The sequence below is a fragment of the Aquamicrobium zhengzhouense genome (genome assembly GCF_016124105.1).
Taxonomy (GTDB): Bacteria; Pseudomonadota; Alphaproteobacteria; order Rhizobiales; family Rhizobiaceae; genus Aerobium; species Aerobium zhengzhouense.
This window is the reverse complement of sequence record NZ_JADGMQ010000007.1, coordinates 1-15,846: the sequence shown is the minus strand read 5'-3', so window position 1 is coordinate 15,846 and position 15,846 is coordinate 1. Positions and strand designations below refer to the sequence as shown.

Sequence of the window (15,846 nt, the reverse complement as noted above, 5' to 3'; positions counted from 1 at the left end):
TGCGGCTGAAAGAGGAGAAGTCCGATGCCTGCAAAATCCAAGGCACAGCAGAAGGCGGAAGGTGCCGCCCTCGCGGCCAAACGTGGCGACGCCAAAAAGAGCGACCTCAAGGGCGCATCACGCGAAATGTACGAGTCGATGAGCGAAAAGCAGCTCGACGAATTCGCCTCGACCAAACGCAAGGGCAAGCCGGAGCACGTCTCAAAAGACAAGTGATGTCGGTCATCAGGCATGATGGGCGACCCAGAGGATCGCCCATCGAATACGCTACTTCTTCTTCAACGCGGCAGCGAGAGCCGCACCAAGCGCGCCCTGGCTTCCTCCGCTGTCACGGTCTCGGCTGCCTTTGCCCCCCTTGCCCTGAGACGAGAAGTTCTGGCGCGAATTAGCCGGTCCACGGTCATTTGATCGCGCAGGCGTGCCTGCACCGCCATCCTTTCGCATCGTAAGGCCGATGCGTTTGCGCTTGATATCGACCTCGGTGACGGTGACCTTGACGACATCGCCTGCCTTCACGACTTCATGCGGATCCTTGATGAAGCGGTCCGCCAGCTGGGAGACGTGGACGAGGCCGTCCTGATGGACGCCGACATCAACGAATGCGCCGAAGGCTGCGACGTTGGTGACCGTCCCTTCAAGCACCATTCCAGGCTTCAGATCCTTGATGTCGTCAATACCGTCGGCGAAGGTTGCGGTCTTGAACGCAGGGCGCGGGTCGCGGCCCGGCTTTTCAAGCTCCGAAATGATGTCCTTCACCGTCGGCAGACCGAAACGGTCATCGACGAAGATTCGAGGGTCTAGCGCCTTGATCGCGGCGGGATCGTTCATCAGCGCCCGGACATCGCGGCCACATGCGCTGACGATCTTGCGAGCAACGCCATAGGCTTCCGGGTGAACTGCCGAAGCATCGAGCGGCTCATCGCCATCACGAATGCGCAGGAAGCCCGCGCTTTGCTCAAAGGTCCTCTGGCCAAGCCGTGTCACCTTGAGCAACTCCTTGCGGCTCTTGAAAGGACCGTTCGCGTTGCGGTGTGCCACGATGGCCTCGGCAAGCGACGCGCCGAGTCCCGAAACGCGCGCCAGAAGCGACGCGGAGGCGGTGTTGAGATCAACTCCAACCGCGTTCACCGCATCTTCAACCACCGCATCGAGCGAGCGCGCCAGTCGATACTGGTCGACATCGTGCTGGTACTGGCCAACACCGATCGACTTCGGTTCGATCTTGACGAGTTCCGCCAGTGGGTCCTGCAGACGGCGCGCGATCGAGACGGCACCGCGGAGCGACACGTCGAGGTCAGGGAATTCCGCAGCCGCCGTTTCCGACGCCGAATAGACTGATGCGCCAGCCTCGGAGACGATGACCTTCAAAGGCTTGGGTGCAGGCATGTCCGAAAGCATGTCGGCGACAAGCTTTTCCGTCTCGCGGCTGCCAGTGCCGTTGCCAATCGCGATCAATTCGACGTCGTGCTTCCTGATCAGCGAAGCAAGCTCCGCCTGGGTTCCGCGAAGATCATTTCTTGGCGGGAACGGGTAGACCGTCGTCGTCGCAAGCACTTTGCCGGTGCCGTCGACCACCGCGACCTTGACGCCCGTGCGGATGCCGGGATCAAGCCCCATGGTGGGCCGCGAACCTGCGGGTGCCGCGAGGAGCAGATCCTTCAAATTGCGGGCAAAGACGTTGATCGCTTCCTCATCCGCCCGCTCTCTCATGTCGCGCATGAGGTCGAGGGAGAGAGAAAGCGAAAGCTTGACGCGCCAGGTCCAGCCCGCGACCTCCAGAAGCCAGGCATCGCCGGGCAGCGAAGATCCGATCTGGTAAGCGTCGGCAATCAGGCGAACAACGGGCTTGATTGGACCGATATCAGCGGCGTCGATCTCGATGTCCAACGCCAGAATGTCTTCGTTGCGCCCGCGTAGCATTGCCAGGGCACGATGGCTCGGCACGTTTGCCCAGCGCTCGACATGATCGAAATAATCGGAGAACTTGGCGCCCGCCTCCTGCTTGCCGTCAATGACGCGCGAGCGAAGATAAGCGTGTTCCTTCATATAGTTGCGAAGCTTGCCTATCAGCTCCGCATTTTCCGAAATGCGCTCGGCGATAATATCGCGTGCGCCTTCAAGGGCGCTCTTGATGTCGGCAACTTCATCCGTGACGTAAGCGGCCGCAAGCTCGCCAGGCAGGGATGCGCGATCAGCGAGGATTGCTTCAGCCAGCGGCAGAAGTCCGCGCTCAATGGCGATCTGCGCCTTGGTGCGCCGCTTCGGTTTATAGGGAAGGTAGATGTCCTCAAGGTCAGCCTTGGTCTCAGCGGCGGCAATCGTCGCTTCCAGTTCGGGGGTCAGCTTTCCCTGTTCGCGGATCGAATTGACGATGGTGGTGCGGCGAGCTTCCAGTTCACGAAGATAGATCAGCCGTTCGGACAGAAGCCGCAGCTGGGTATCATCGAGACCGCCGGTGACTTCCTTGCGGTAGCGCGCGATGAAGGGAACCGTTGCGCCTTCATCCAGCAGCCCGATTGCGGCCTCAGCCTGTTGAGGACGGGACCCGATCTCTTGCGAGATGCGGGCGGCGAGCTGTTTGATGTCTGTAGCCATAACTCACACGGAATCAAAAGAACGGGGCACCATAACGGCAGCGAATGCAGATTTCTAACGATTGTCGGCTGTGGCAGCGAGCGCCAAAGGTCGCAATCAACAGGCCTGTTTAACCCCTTGAAAGTGCGGAAAAAATCTCCACATTAGAGACATGTGCATGAAAACGTTCATCAGGATCTCGAGGCTCGCAGGCGAAGCACGTTCTTCAGCCCGGGGCGTCGTTTCCGAACCTGAACGCCGCACATAGTCCGAACGCTCCGGGCACAGCTTCATAAAAATGCGGTTCAACAATGCGATGCTTCTCGGCATCCGAAGATTGGAGCGTGCCCATGTATTTTCATCGCCATCGTGCGGTGTGTCCTTCTTGCAATCGAACCCTGCCCAGGGCGGCTGCGCGTTGCCCCTGGTGTAAGCTGCCGGGCGTTGTCCCTTCCCGCGATGGCGAAGGAGAACAGCGATGACTCACTTTAGCAATCTGGCTGAGGATTGGGATCGTGAACCGGTCTCCGGCGAGGTCGCGCGCCAGTATGGCGTGCTTCCCTGGCGCATTTCCAATGAAGGGCATCTGCAGATCCTGCTCATCACCTCGATGACCAGCAGGCGCTGGATCGTCCCGAAGGGCTGGCCTGAAAAGGGCCAGGCGCCGTTCATGTCAGCCGCCATCGAAGCATTCGAGGAAGCTGGCGTCATCGGGGATATCGGCCCGCAGATCCTGACCGAGTACCGATATTTCAAGGAACTGAAGGACGGTTCGGATCTGCCATGCCTCGTTTCCCTGTTCGGATTCCAGGTTCGCGGAACCCTGACCCATTGGAAGGATGCCGGCAAACGCAAGCGCCGCTGGTTCAACGTCAGTGAAGCGGCAAAAATGGTTTCCGAGCCGGAACTTGCTGAATATTTTGAAGCTCTGGTCGATGATCCCGAGCGCCTGACGAAACATCCAAGGGAACGGATCCTGCCGGTATCCTGACGAATGACGATGACATTTCGGTGTGGCGATCAAGAAAACATTGATCGCTGCTTCGATGGTGCTATAAGGCGCGCCTGCTGATGATGCACCTTCATCTACTGGTTGGAGAGGACGCCATGATGTGCGACGCCCTCTTCCAATTGGGGATGGGTCCAGTCGTTCTGGAAGCCACCCAAACGGAAGAACCTATGAGCATGCCGCTCCGTCGAGCGTGCGATGCCAGTCTCCGTGATACCGATGCCGGTATAACGCTGCCTTTGCGCGCGTCTTTTCCGCAAAAATCAACTTACCGTCCAAGAGGTAACAGCGCGAAAGCGCTCCTTACTTCGGCATAGACGATGCAGGTCAACCTCCTGAGGGGTTGGCTTTCCCGCATTTCGCACCATGTCAGCGGTGGAACGAACCGCCTGACGCCCCTTTTTTCTCCGCCCTTCGGCTACTGCCGCGCAAAAACCAGCAGGTTACTCATGTCCGCCACACGCGAACCGCGCACGCCCTATTATCTGATCGACAAGTCCAGACTTCTGGCCAACATGCAGAAGATTGATCGCGTCCGCGAACAGTCCGGCGCAAAGGCCTTGCTGGCGCTGAAGTGCTTTGCAACCTGGTCCGTGTTCGACCTGATGCGCGAGCATATGGACGGAACCACCTCATCCTCGCTCAACGAGGTTCGGCTTGGCCGGCAGCGCTTTGGCGGCGAGACGCATGCTTATTCAGTGGCATGGGCCGACCACGAGATCGATGAGGCGGTTTCCTATGCCGACAAGATCATCTTCAACTCGATCCAGCAGCTTGAGCGCTTTTCCGGCAATGCGTCGGGTATCGTTCGCGGCCTGCGCCTGAACCCTGGGATATCCTCATCTTCGTTCGACCTTGCCGACCCGGCGCGCCCCTTCTCGCGTCTTGGTGAGTGGGATCAGGAGAAAGTTCTGCCGGTGATGGACAAGATCACGGGCTTCATGATCCATAACAATTGCGAAAACAGCGACTTCGGCCTGTTTGATCGCATGCTTGCGCAGATCGAGGAGCGGTTCGGCGAATTGCTCAAGCGCGCCGAGTGGGTCAGCCTTGGCGGCGGCATCCATTTCACCGGCGACGACTATCCGATCGACGAGTTCTGCGCCCGCCTCAAGGCGTTTTCGAACAAGTTCGACGTACAGGTCTATCTGGAACCGGGCGAAGCCTCGATCACCAAGTCGACCACACTGGAAGTGACGGTCCTCGACACGCTCTTCAACGGCAAGCATCTGGCCGTGGTCGATTCATCGATCGAGGCGCATATGCTCGACCTTCTGATCTACCGCGAAGACGCGAAGATCGAGCCGGATCAGGGCGATCACGAAATCATGGTCTGCGGCAAGTCGTGCCTTGCCGGCGACGTCTTCGGCACCTTCCGCTTCCCGCAGCCGCTGAAGGTGGGCGACCGCATCTCCGTTCAGGATGCGGCCGGTTACACGATGGTCAAGAAGAACTGGTTCAATGGCGTGGCAATGCCCGCAATCGCTATTCGCGAGCTGGACGGATCGATCCGCACCGTTCGTGAATTTGGCTACGACGATTACGAGTCGAGCCTCTCCTGAGAGTTACCTATCCCCTCCCCCTCTTGCATGGAGACTACCCACGGAATGAAAAAGAACGTCCTCATCATCGGCGCCGGAGGCGTGGCGCAGGTCGTCGCGCATAAATGTGCGCAAAACAACGATGTGCTTGGCGATATCCATATCGCTTCGCGCACGCTGGCCAAGTGCGAGGCCATCATCGCTTCCGTCAAAGAGAAAAACGCTCTGAAGACTGACGGCAAGCTGGAAGCCCATGCGCTCGACGCGATGGATGTGGACGCGACAAAGGCGCTGATCGAAAAGACCGGCGCTCAGATCGTCATCAATGTCGGTTCTGCATTCCTGAACATGTCGGTCATGTCGGCTTGCATCGAAACCGGCGCAGCCTACATCGACACCGCGATCCACGAAGATCCGATGAAGATCTGCGAGACGCCGCCATGGTACGCGAACTACGAGTGGAAGCGCCGCGAAGAGGCCGAGAAGGCTGGCGCGACCGTGATCCTCGGTGCGGGCTTCGACCCCGGCGTCGTCAATGCCTATGCCAAGCTCGCCTATGACGAGTATTTCGACAAGATCGATTCCATCGACATCGTCGATATCAATGCTGGCAACCACGGCCGCTACTTTGCGACCAATTTCGACCCGGAGATCAACTTCCGCGAGTTCACCGGCCAGGTCTGGTCATGGCAGAACAATGAGTGGATCTCGAACAAGATGTTCGAGATCGGCAAGGAGTGGGACCTGCCTGTCGTCGGCAAGCAGAAAGCCTACATGACCGGCCACGACGAGGTTCATTCGCTGTCGCAGATCCTCGGCGTTCCGAACGTCCGCTTCTGGATGGGTTTTGGCGACCACTACATCAACGTCTTCACCGTTCTGAAGAACCTTGGCCTGCTTTCCGAGCAGCCGGTGAAGACCGCAGAAGGCGTGGAAGTGGTGCCGCTCAAGGTCGTCAAGGCAGTGCTCCCGGATCCGGGCTCGCTCGCACCGAACTACACCGGCAAGACCTGCATCGGTGACTTCGTCAAAGGCACCAAGGATGGCAAGGAGCGCGAAGTCTTCATCTACAACGTGGCCGACCACAAGGAAGCCTACGAAGAAGTCGGCTCGCAGGGCATTTCCTACACCGCCGGCGTACCGGCCGTGGCTGCAGCCATGCTGGTCGCGACGGGCGAGTGGGATGTGAAGAAGATGGCAAACGTCGAAGAGCTGCCGGCGCAGCCATTCCTCGGCCTTCTCAACAAGATCGGTCTTCCGACCCGGATCAAGGACGAGAACGGCGACCGCGCCCTCGAGTTCTGATTGCAGAACGGCCCGGTGAATTTCACCGGGCCGTTTCTTTGTGGGATCGGGTAACTCGCGAAATCAGTCGTCCCGTTCGCGGGAAAGAATCTCGCCGGATGTGCGATCGACCTTGGCTTCATAGCGCACGCCATCCTGGCCCAGAAGCTCCACCTCATAGCGGCCGTCGTCACGCTCGACCTCCAGCACGGTGTAGCCCTGTGCTTCAAGGCGGTTGTTGAGTTCACCGATGTTGAGCCAGTTCCCGGCCTTCGCGCTGTCTGCAAATGCTGCCCCTGCTGCCAGACCGAGGAAGATTGCAGCGGACGATGCGATTGCGGCGATTTTCATGACGTGTTCCTTTCAGTTCATGGCGGCGGGCTGTCCTCGCTGCCTGAAACCGGTTTTGGCACATCGCCTCTGACAGCATCCTGACGCCGTCTGTCAGCTTCCTGTCAGCTTCGATCTGCTATGGAGAGGGGATGATCAGGAGTTCGCTCATAGCATTCGCGCTTCTTGCGGCGCTCGCACCCGCCATGGCCGATGATGACCATGACCGCGCACGCAGAGCGCTGGAACGTGGCCAGATATTGCCGCTCAGCCGGATCATCGAGATTGCGAGAAAAGACACGCCCGGCAAGATCATCGACGTCGAACTTGATGATGACGATGATCGATTTGTCTATGAAATAGAGCTGCTGGATTCGCGCGGTCGCGTTATCGAGATGAAGCTCGACGCCGCGAATGGCCGGGTTCTGGAGCGTGAGATCGACGACTGATGCGTATACTTGCAGTTGAGGACGATCCGCGGCTCCTCGCGGATCTGGTGGCGGCGCTGAGTTCCGCCGGTTTTCTCGTTGAAGAAGCGCGAGATGGGGAAGAAGCCTGGTTTCTTGGCGATACCGAAGATTACGCACTGATCATGCTCGACCTCGGGCTTCCGAAGATGGATGGGCTGTCGGTCCTCAAGCGCTGGCGCGCTGCTGGCCGCGAAATGCCGGTCATCGTCCTTTCCGCCCGTGGCACCTGGCAGGAACGTGTCGAGGGCATCGATGCGGGCGCAGACGACTATCTGCCAAAGCCCTTCCGGATGGAGGAAGTCGTCGCGCGGGTGCGCGCACTCGTTCGGCGTTCTGCAGGCAAGAGCGGATCGATCCATGAAATCGGATCGCTGTCCATCGACATGAACCGCATGAGCGTTTCGCTGAACGGAGTGCCGGTGACGCTGACCGGGCTGGAATATCGCGCCCTTGCCTATCTGGCGCTCAATCAGGAACGCGCCGTCTCCACCAGCGAACTGCGCGAGCACCTTTACGGCGACGATGATGCGAGGGAAGCCAATGCCGTCGAGGCTTTGATCGCACGGCTGCGCCGCAAGATCGGTTCGGAGAAGATCACCACGCGGCGCGGCTTTGGCTACGCGATCAATTGTGGCGCAGAGCGGTGAGGGGTTCCTCGCTTCGCTTCCGGCTCGCAGCGCTTGGCGCGCTGGCCGTCATCCTCTCGCTTACGGCTGCAGGCTACGTCCTCGTTCATCTGTTCTCCATCCATGTCGAGCGCCAGGCACTGGCGGAGATGGAGTTTCAGCTTGAGCAGGTCATTGCTGCAATACAGGAACAAGAGGACGGTTTTCACTTTGCCGCCCAACCGCTGAATGATCCGCGTTTCGCCAGACCCTATGGCGGCCGATACTGGCAGGTGGATGCGAACAACCAGACATTGAGGTCGCGCTCGCTGTGGGACTACGAGCTGCCCCGCACCGATCTGCAGCCGGGATCGATCCAGACCACAAATTTGCCGGGGCCTGACGGAGAGCAGCTGCTCGCCCTTCGCCGTCATGTGCAGTTTCCATCTGGCGCGAAGGCCGTCGTCAGCACGGCGATGAACGCCACAGAACTTTCGCAGGCCCGACGCGAGTTCAGCCAGGATCTTTATCCCTACATCATCCTTCTCGGCGCGTTTTTGATCGTCGGGCAGCTCTTCCAGCTGACATACGGGCTGCGACCCCTTCGCCGCATCGGCTCCCACATTGCCGCGCTTCGATCTGGTGATGAGAAGCGGATGGGCGACGACTGGCCGCAAGAGATGAAACCGCTTGCACGCGAGATTGACGGGCTGCTCGAGGCGCGCGAAGCAGCAATCGAAAAGGCGCGCTTTCGCGCCGCCGACCTCGCCCATGGCTTGAAAACACCGCTTCAGGCGCTGATGGGCGAGGCAAGCCGTTTGCGCCAGCGCGGTGAAGACGATCCCGCCAATGCAATCGAAGGCGTGACCGAGGCGATGCAGGCGCATGTCGAACGTGAGCTTGCGCGGGCTCGCGCCGCCCTGTCGCCGGGACACGCAAGGGCTGAAATCGCTGACGTTGTCGACCGGGTTCTCGGGGTGCTGAAGCGCACGCCGCGCGGCAAAGAGATCGATTGGCATCTGGATGTTCCCGATCACCTGTCCGCAGCGCTCGACCCTGCCGACCTTGCCGAGGCGGTCGGTGCCCTTGCCGAGAACGCCATGCGCCATGCGGTCTCTGCTGTCACCATTCGCGCGGGCGACGCGGATGAGTTCGTTGAACTCCACATCATCGATGATGGCGAGGGCCCGGCGAACAAGGATCTCGTTGATCTTGCCCAGCGCGGCATGCGCCTTGATCAGAGCAGCAACGGCACCGGATTTGGCTTGTCCATCGCAAAGGACATTGCCGAGGCAGCGGGAGGTTGGCTGACCATGTCACCGCGAGATCCAGGCGTTTGCTTCACCCTTTCGCTGCCAACAAAACTCATCTGAGCAAGCCGGGAACGAAGTCCGGCCCACACGCATTTGGTTGGAAATGACCAATCAAACAGTGTTACCCGCACCGCCTGTGTTGTCTCCAACCGGAACGGCTTTTTTTCTGGACCTCGATGGAACACTGGCGGAAATTGTTGCCGATCCGCTTGAAGCTCGTGTCGCACCAGAGACGCTAGAGGCTCTTGCGCGTCTACAGGAAGCGACGCAGGGCGCACTCGCCGTTGTTTCCGGCCGCAGCCTCGTGCAGTTGGAAACGATGCTCCATCCTCTTCACCTTCCGCTTGCAGGTGTCCATGGGTTCGAGCGCCGGGAAAGCGACGGCTATGTTCGCAGGGCCGAGGTGGATTCCGACCTGCTTGCCGATCTTGTCACTGACGTCGTCGATTTCACCTCCCGGCAGCGCGGCCTGCTTACCGAAGCGAAGTCCGGCTCTGTCGCGCTTCATTATCGCAAGCGGCCCGAGCTTGAAACAACATGCCGAGCCTTCGCCGCCACGCTCGCCAATCGGGATCGCCGCATCCGGCTCATGCCCGGCAAGATGGTGATCGAGCTTACCCTTGGCAGTCTGACCAAGGGCGATGCAATTGCCGAGTTCATGACGCTGCGGCCTTTTGCAGGACGGGTGCCACTCTTTATCGGCGACGATGTGACCGATGAGGCGGGCTTCGACGTCGTCAACAGCATGCTTGGCGTTTCGGTGAAGGTCGGCCCCGGCCTCACGCACGCGAATTATCGCCTGGAGGGGGTTCGCGACGTCACCCGATATATCCAGATGGTCCTCAAAAGCTGAGCGGGGGAACAGGCACGCTTCGAGTTGGTTGGCATGCTGTTGGGCGCACTGCGCAAGGAAGCATTCTTCTCGAGAGCCGAAAAACCATGAGCAGACTTGTTATCGTTTCAAATCGCGTTGCTGACCTCAAGACGGGTACGCAGTCGGGCGGATTGGCAGTGGCACTTGCCGATGCGCTGAAAGAAAGAGGCGGTATCTGGTTCGGTTGGGATGGTGCCGATGACGGCGTCACCGGCGCGGCCCCGCAGGTCGAGACAATCGGCAACGTCGTCAGGATCGCCGCTCCCCTTTCCGCCGAAGACCTTGCCAATTACTATCTCGGCTACGCCAACAGCGTTCTATGGCCGATGTTTCACTATCGGCTGGATCTCGTTGATTATCGCCCTGAATTCTCCGAAAGCTATTGGCGCGTCAACGAAACCTTCGCGCGCCAGCTCAACGGCTTCTTGCGGCCCGACGATATTGTCTGGATCCATGATTACCATCTCATCCCGCTTGCGAGCTGCCTGAGAACAATGGGCTGTAAGCAGAAGATCGGCTTCTTTCTGCACATCCCCTTTCCGCCCAGCGATCTGTTCTCGGCCGCGCCCGAACATACGCGTCTGGTCGAGGCCTTGCTGCAGTTCGACCTCATCGGGTTCCAGACCCAGACCGACGTAAACAATCTCAAGCACTACCTCACTGAAAGCACCGGCGCCGTGCAGCACGGTGACAATGAGTTTGTTGTCGACGGCCGCTCAGTCCTGATCGATCGATTCCCGATCGGCATAGACGCGGCTTCCTTCGCCGAGATGGCGACGGACTCGAATGATGAAGTCGAGATGGATCTCATGCGGCTCAAGGTTCTGGGGCGGCGGCAGATCATTGGCGTTGATCGGCTTGATTATTCCAAAGGGCTGCCAGAGCGGTTCAAGGCCTTTGGCCGCCTGGTCGAACAGCATCCGGAACTGTCGAAAAAGGTCAGTTTCCTTCAGGTCGCGTCGCCTACCCGAGAAGCGGTCGATGCCTATGCAGACATTCGCACCGAACTTGAAACCCTTGCCGGCTCCATCAATGGCAAGTTCGCCGATTTCAACTGGACACCGTTGCGCTACATCAACCGCGCCGTTGCGCGCGAAATTCTCGCACCGCTGTTTCGCGGCAGCCAGGTCGGCTTCGTAACGCCGTTGCGCGATGGAATGAACCTTGTCGCCAAGGAGTACATCGCTGCGCAAAGGCCGAACGATCCAGGCGTCCTCGTCCTGTCGCAATTTGCCGGAGCCGCCGAGGAACTGACTGAAGCGCTGATCGTCAATCCCTACGACATCGATGAAATGGCGAGGCAGCTGCATCGTGCACTGGTGATGCCGCTGGAGGAACGGCGCGAGCGACATTCAGCGCTGCGCCGGAAGGTTTTCCAGGACGATGCCAGATCATGGCTGAACAATTTCATGGCGGTCCTTGAGCAAGCAGGAGGCGGATCGAACGACGAGCCGGCACGCTCTTCGGATGAGATCGCCCCTCGATCTCAACGGGCCGGGACGCCCTAAAGCACGTCTTCCCAACGTCGCGACAGATGCATGGCGGCGTAGATGAGCCCCACCATCGAATAGGTCTGCGGGAAATTTCCCCACAATTCGCCGCTCTCCACATGCAGCCCTTCTGAAAGCAGGCCCAGGTGATTGCGGTGGGCGAGAACGTCTTCAAAGACGACACGGGCGTCGTCATAGCGTCCTGCACGCGAAAGCGCGTCGATCAGCCAGAAGGTGCACGCGGTGAAGGCCGTTTCCGGTTCGCCGAAATCGTCTGCGGTTCGGTAGCGGTAGAGGTGATTGCCGAACCGAAGATGGTTCTCGCAGGCAGACAAGGTGCTGAGGAAGCGCTTGTCATCGGCGGGGAGGAAGCCAAGTTCAGCGATCATCAGCAGGCTAGCATCAAGATCTGAGCCGCCAAAGGCGGACACAAAGCTCTTCAGTTCCTCATTCCATGCGCTACTCACGATGCCGGCGTGAATGTGATCTGCGTGCGTTCGCCAGAATGCGGCGCGCTCGGGCAACCCAAGTCTGGCACCGATCTTCGCCAGCCGGTCGCAAGCCGCCCAGCACATCAGCGCCGAGTGGGTGTGTATTGCTCCTCGCGTGCGAAACTCCCAGATCCCGGCATCGGGCTGGTCCCAGCGTTCCACCGCCTGCCTGCCCAGCAATTCCAGTCGTTCATAGAGCGCAGGGCCACCCATGGTAGGCAGGCGTTCATCGAAGAAGCACTGGGTGATGGCCAGGATGACGGAGCCGTAGCCGTCATTTTGCACCTGCGTATATGCCGCATTGCCGCGACGCACCGGCCCGAAACCGCGATAGCCTGCAAGCGAGCCAACGATCACCTCATCAACTCGCCGCTCAAGCCCGAGACCGAACAAGGGCTGCAAGTACCCATCCTGTGAACTTGCCGCGATGTTTGAGACATAGGAGAGGTAATCCTCCATCGTCTTGGTTGCGCCCAACAGATTGAGCGCCTTCACGGTGAAATAGGAATCTCTGAGCCAGCAGAAGCGATAATCCCAGGTGCGCCCGCTCGAGCCATATTCGGGAATCGACGTCGTCAGCGCCGCAACAATACCGCCCGTCTCCTCATGTGAGCACAGCTTGAGGGTTATTGCCGAGCGGATCACCACCTCCTGATAATCGATCGGGACGGAGAGGTAGCGGACCCATTCGGACCAATAATCCCGCGTCTGCTCAAGGAAATCGCGTGCCAGCGAAACCGGCCCCTGCGCCAGTCGTTCATCGGGTCCGAGGATGAAGGCGTAGGCGCGGTCGACAAGAAACGGCCTTCCCCGCTCGATGAACTCCACCGGCGCATTGGTGGTCAAGCGCAGGACCTGCTCGCCCAGCAGGTAGCGTATATGGCTGGACCCTCTGGTGGTTTGTGGAATTGATGCGCCGTAATCGTAAAGCGGCTGAAGACCCATCCGCATCCGTGGGGAACCTTCCACAGGCTCAACCAGCCGCACGATCATCTGCGGTCGAAAAATCCGGCCTGCGGATTTGAAACGCGGCGCAAAATCGGTGATCCGGAGACGGTTGCCGTCGCTGTCGGTCAGGATCGTCTCGATGATTGCCGTGTTGCGCAAATAGGTCTGCTGACTGCTGACCGCATCTTCAAGCGCCACCGACCAGGCTCCTTCGCCGGTCTGCTCACCGCGCAAGAGGCTGCAGAACACGGGATCTCCATCCATGCGCGGCGCGCACATCCAGACGATATTCGCATTCCGGTCAACGAGCGCCGCGGCGGCGGCATTGCCGACAACCCCAAGATCAAGGCTCGAGCTTCCAACGCCTGCGGTCATGCAATGTCCTTTCGGTTGATGGAGACGGTCGAGGTAGCCCCTTGTCAGGCAATGATCAGGTCGGATCCGGCCTGCACGGGCGAAGAAGGTGGCGGGAATGATCTGGACAGGAAAGCCGAGCCGGCAAGGCCGTAGCGCCAGGGTCGCTCTGTCGCTTTGCTGATGCCAATGCGCGGTCCGCAAATCAGCGGAACTTCACCTTCCGCAAAATTGAGGGCGAATGGCTCCTCATAGATCGGGATGCCGTTCAGCGTGTGGTCAACCCCGAGTGCCTGGCTCATTCGGCCCGGACCGGCGGCAAGCAGACGGACCGCATCCAGGCCGCGGCGCTCGCGCATCTTCGCAATCCCGCGCGTCGGCTCAAGTGCCCGGATGAGGACTGCGCTGCCCGGCTTGCAAACGATATTGAGGCACCAATGCAGCCCGTATGAGCGGTAGATATAGGCCGTGCCCGGTTCGCCGAACATCGCGGCGTTGCGCGGGGTCTTGCCACGAAAGCTGTGAGAGGCGGGATCGTCTTGCGTGTAGGCTTCCGTCTCGACGATGATCCCGGCGGCCTCGCCCAACTCAATCTCTGCGCCGATGAGATCCTGTGCGACATTGGTCGCGTGTCGTTGGAAGAAGGAATGGAACGGGAAGGCGCGAAGCATTTGCAGTGACCATGGCAGGAGCAACGCCTGTCAATGCGGGAGGATGGTCCATCGTTCCACCCTTCGCCCTGCACCTTCCCTAAGCGGACGGCGTCAGCCCTCGCGATAGTAATAGCTATAGCCGTTGAGCGCGGGTGCGCCGCCGAGATGGGCGTAAAGGACGCGCGACCCCTTGGGGAAAAAACCCTTGCGCGTCAGGTCGATCATACCCTGCATCGATTTGCCCTCATAGACAGGGTCGGTGATCATCGCTTCGGTGCGCGCGGCAAGGCGGATCGCTTCGTTCGTCTCCTCTGACGGAACGCCATAGGCAGGATAGGCATAATCATTGTTGATGACGATCTCGTCCTCGCGAATTGCGCGGCCAAGGCCAACCAGTTCTGCCGTGTTGTCGACGATGCCGCGAACCTGCGCTCGGGTCTGCTCCGGAGTGCCTGACGCATCGATGCCGATGACGCGATCCGCTCGGTCCTGCGCGGCAAAGCCGACGATCATGCCGCCCTGTGTGGACCCGGTCACAACACAAACGACGATGTAGTCAAAGCGGAAACCGAGTTCTTTTTCCTGTTCGGCGACTTCCTCGGCAAAGCCGATATAGCCAAGCGCACCGTATTTATGGACGGAGGCACCTGCCGGAATAGCGTATGGCTTGCCCCCGGCCTCTTCCACCGATCGAATGGCATCTTCCCAGCTCTTGCGGATACCGATGTCGAAGCCGTCATCAACCAGCCGGCTGTCCGCGCCCATCAAACGGGTCATCATGATGTTGCCGACCCGATCATAGACAGCGTCATAATGGGGAACCCACTTTTCCTGGATGACGACGCATTTCATGCCGATCTTGGCCGCCGTCGCCGCCACCATGCGGGTGTGGTTGGACTGGACACCGCCAATGGACACCAGCGTGTCCGCCCCGGAAGCAATCGCGTCCGGGACAATATATTCAAGCTTGCGCAGCTTGTTGCCGCCCATGGCGAGGCCCGAATTGCAGTCGTCGCGCTTGGCGTAGATTTCGACGTCACCGCCCAGGGCTTCCGTCAGGCGCGGCAGATGCTCGATCGGCGTTGGGCCGAAAGTAAGAGGATAGCGTTCGAATTTCGTAAGCAAAGACATGGATGCCTCCCGTTTCTTCGCAAAGATCCTAGCGAAATGCAGATGGAAGGTGCTTTCAATTATCACGGCTTGAAATAATCTCTGAAGCACAGCATCCAGACTTAACTCGCGCTTCCGCAGCAAAGGAGCGAATAAAATGAAAGTTTCTTCCGGACCGGTTCTGGATCGTATCGACGTGAAGATCATGCGCGCGTTGCAGGCTGACGGACGGCTGACAAATGCGGAACTCGCCAATCGGGTGAACGTCAGCGCTGCCACCTGTCATCGCCGGACGCAGCGCCTGTTCGATGAAGGCCATATCCTTGGTGTGCGGGCAGAGATCGCACCGGCCTCGGTCGGTTTGGGCGCTCTGGTGATGGTCGGCGTGGTGCTGGATCGTTCGACGCCGGAAAGTTTCACCGAATTCGAAGCGGCGGTGCTCGAAATCAAGGAGGTCCTCGATTGCAACCTCGTCGCTGGCGATTTTGACTATCTGCTGAAAATACGGGTCCGGGACATCGCTGATTTCAACAAGTTGCACGGGCAGTTGCTGATTGCATTGCCGGGCGTGCGACAGACGCGAACCTTCTTCGTCATGAAGGAAGTGAAGGAAAGCGCGCGGCTGTCGTTTTAGGAAGCAGGCGCTACATAAACAAAAGCACCGCGCGGGATAGGCGCGGTGCTGGTTGGTTGGTCGGGCTGCTGCCTCAGGCGCTCTTGTTCTGGCGGTTGTCGATGAGGTCGGTGACAACCGCCGGATCGGCAAGCGTTGAGGTGTCGCCGAGCGAGGCGAAATCGTC

15 protein-coding genes are annotated in these 15,846 nt (G+C 59.5%); 10 read left to right on the top strand and 5 right to left on the bottom strand.

Translation table 11 applies throughout. The features are described from left to right. The first annotated feature begins 24 nt into the window (after positions 1 to 24). Positions 25 to 216, top strand: coding sequence for a DUF3008 family protein (locus IOD40_RS11115; protein ID WP_198476611.1), 192 nt, complete (start codon positions 25 to 27; stop codon positions 214 to 216). Between the two features lie 51 nt (positions 217 to 267). Here the strand turns inward: IOD40_RS11115 and IOD40_RS11110 are convergent, their stop codons facing one another. Then, positions 268 to 2,595: a Tex family protein gene (locus IOD40_RS11110; protein ID WP_198476610.1), complete on the bottom strand. Its 2,328-nt coding sequence runs from the start codon at positions 2,593 to 2,595 to the stop codon at positions 268 to 270. Positions 2,596 to 3,052: 457 nt separating this feature from the next. Here IOD40_RS11110 and IOD40_RS11105 point away from each other — a divergent pair, with 457 nt between their 5' ends. From IOD40_RS11105 to IOD40_RS11095, 3 genes are all read left to right on the top strand, one after another. Then, positions 3,053 to 3,565 carry an NUDIX hydrolase gene (locus IOD40_RS11105; RefSeq protein ID WP_198476609.1) on the top strand — a complete coding sequence of 171 codons (513 nt, stop codon included), beginning with the start codon at positions 3,053 to 3,055 and terminating at the stop codon, positions 3,563 to 3,565. A 467-nt stretch (positions 3,566 to 4,032) separates the two neighbouring features. Further along, the gene (locus tag IOD40_RS11100; protein ID WP_198476608.1) at positions 4,033 to 5,145 is read left to right on the top strand and encodes a carboxynorspermidine decarboxylase; all 1,113 of its coding nucleotides are present in this window, start codon (positions 4,033 to 4,035) and stop codon (positions 5,143 to 5,145) included. Between the two features lie 45 nt (positions 5,146 to 5,190). Continuing rightward, on the top strand, positions 5,191 to 6,429 hold the full coding sequence (locus IOD40_RS11095; RefSeq protein WP_198476607.1) for a saccharopine dehydrogenase family protein: 1,239 nt from the start codon (positions 5,191 to 5,193) through the stop codon (positions 6,427 to 6,429). 63 nt (positions 6,430 to 6,492) lie between these two features. Here IOD40_RS11095 and IOD40_RS11090 read toward each other — a convergent pair whose 3' ends face one another. Continuing rightward, positions 6,493 to 6,759: a PepSY domain-containing protein gene (locus IOD40_RS11090; protein ID WP_198476606.1), complete on the bottom strand. Its 267-nt coding sequence runs from the start codon at positions 6,757 to 6,759 to the stop codon at positions 6,493 to 6,495. 131 nt (positions 6,760 to 6,890) lie between these two features. Here IOD40_RS11090 and IOD40_RS11085 point away from each other — a divergent pair, with 131 nt between their 5' ends. The 5 genes from IOD40_RS11085 (at position 6,891) to IOD40_RS11065 (ending at position 11,508) form a co-directional block, all read left to right on the top strand. Beyond that, positions 6,891 to 7,187, top strand: a complete 297-nt coding sequence (locus IOD40_RS11085; protein ID WP_198476605.1) for a PepSY domain-containing protein — start codon at positions 6,891 to 6,893, stop codon at positions 7,185 to 7,187. Continuing rightward, positions 7,187 to 7,855, top strand: a complete 669-nt coding sequence (locus IOD40_RS11080) for a response regulator transcription factor (RefSeq protein WP_198476604.1) — start codon at positions 7,187 to 7,189, stop codon at positions 7,853 to 7,855. Before IOD40_RS11085 ends, IOD40_RS11080 begins: the two co-directional genes overlap by 1 nt. Continuing rightward, positions 7,852 to 9,186, top strand: coding sequence for a sensor histidine kinase (locus IOD40_RS20320; protein ID WP_198476603.1), 1,335 nt, complete (start codon positions 7,852 to 7,854; stop codon positions 9,184 to 9,186). The genes IOD40_RS11080 and IOD40_RS20320 overlap by 4 nt, the downstream gene beginning before the upstream one ends. 43 nt (positions 9,187 to 9,229) lie before the next feature. Continuing rightward, complete coding sequence (otsB, locus tag IOD40_RS11070; RefSeq protein ID WP_198476602.1) at positions 9,230 to 9,979, top strand: trehalose-phosphatase; 750 nt, start codon at positions 9,230 to 9,232, stop codon at positions 9,977 to 9,979. A gap of 86 nt (positions 9,980 to 10,065) precedes the next feature. Continuing rightward, a complete protein-coding gene (locus tag IOD40_RS11065; protein WP_198476601.1) occupies positions 10,066 to 11,508 on the top strand; it encodes an alpha,alpha-trehalose-phosphate synthase (UDP-forming) in 1,443 nt (480 codons plus the stop codon). On the opposite strand, the gene IOD40_RS11060 is transcribed toward IOD40_RS11065, so the two are convergent. The 3 genes from IOD40_RS11060 to IOD40_RS11050 all read right to left on the bottom strand — a co-directional run bounded on the left by IOD40_RS11060 (position 11,505) and on the right by IOD40_RS11050 (position 15,067). Further along, positions 11,505 to 13,304: a glycoside hydrolase family 15 protein gene (locus IOD40_RS11060; RefSeq protein ID WP_198476600.1), complete on the bottom strand. Its 1,800-nt coding sequence runs from the start codon at positions 13,302 to 13,304 to the stop codon at positions 11,505 to 11,507. The genes IOD40_RS11065 and IOD40_RS11060 overlap by 4 nt on opposite strands. Before the next feature lie 44 nt (positions 13,305 to 13,348). Beyond that, positions 13,349 to 13,954 (bottom strand): DNA-3-methyladenine glycosylase, encoded by a 606-nt coding sequence (locus tag IOD40_RS11055; RefSeq protein ID WP_198476599.1) that lies wholly within the window; start codon positions 13,952 to 13,954, stop codon positions 13,349 to 13,351. Positions 13,955 to 14,047: 93 nt separating this feature from the next. After that, entirely contained in the window at positions 14,048 to 15,067 is a 1,020-nt protein-coding gene (locus tag IOD40_RS11050; protein ID WP_198476598.1) for a 1-aminocyclopropane-1-carboxylate deaminase, read from the bottom strand. Between the two features lie 136 nt (positions 15,068 to 15,203). Here IOD40_RS11050 and IOD40_RS11045 point away from each other — a divergent pair, with 136 nt between their 5' ends. Continuing rightward, positions 15,204 to 15,680, top strand: a complete 477-nt coding sequence (locus tag IOD40_RS11045; protein ID WP_198476597.1) for an Lrp/AsnC family transcriptional regulator — start codon at positions 15,204 to 15,206, stop codon at positions 15,678 to 15,680. Positions 15,681 to 15,846 lie beyond the last annotated feature (166 nt).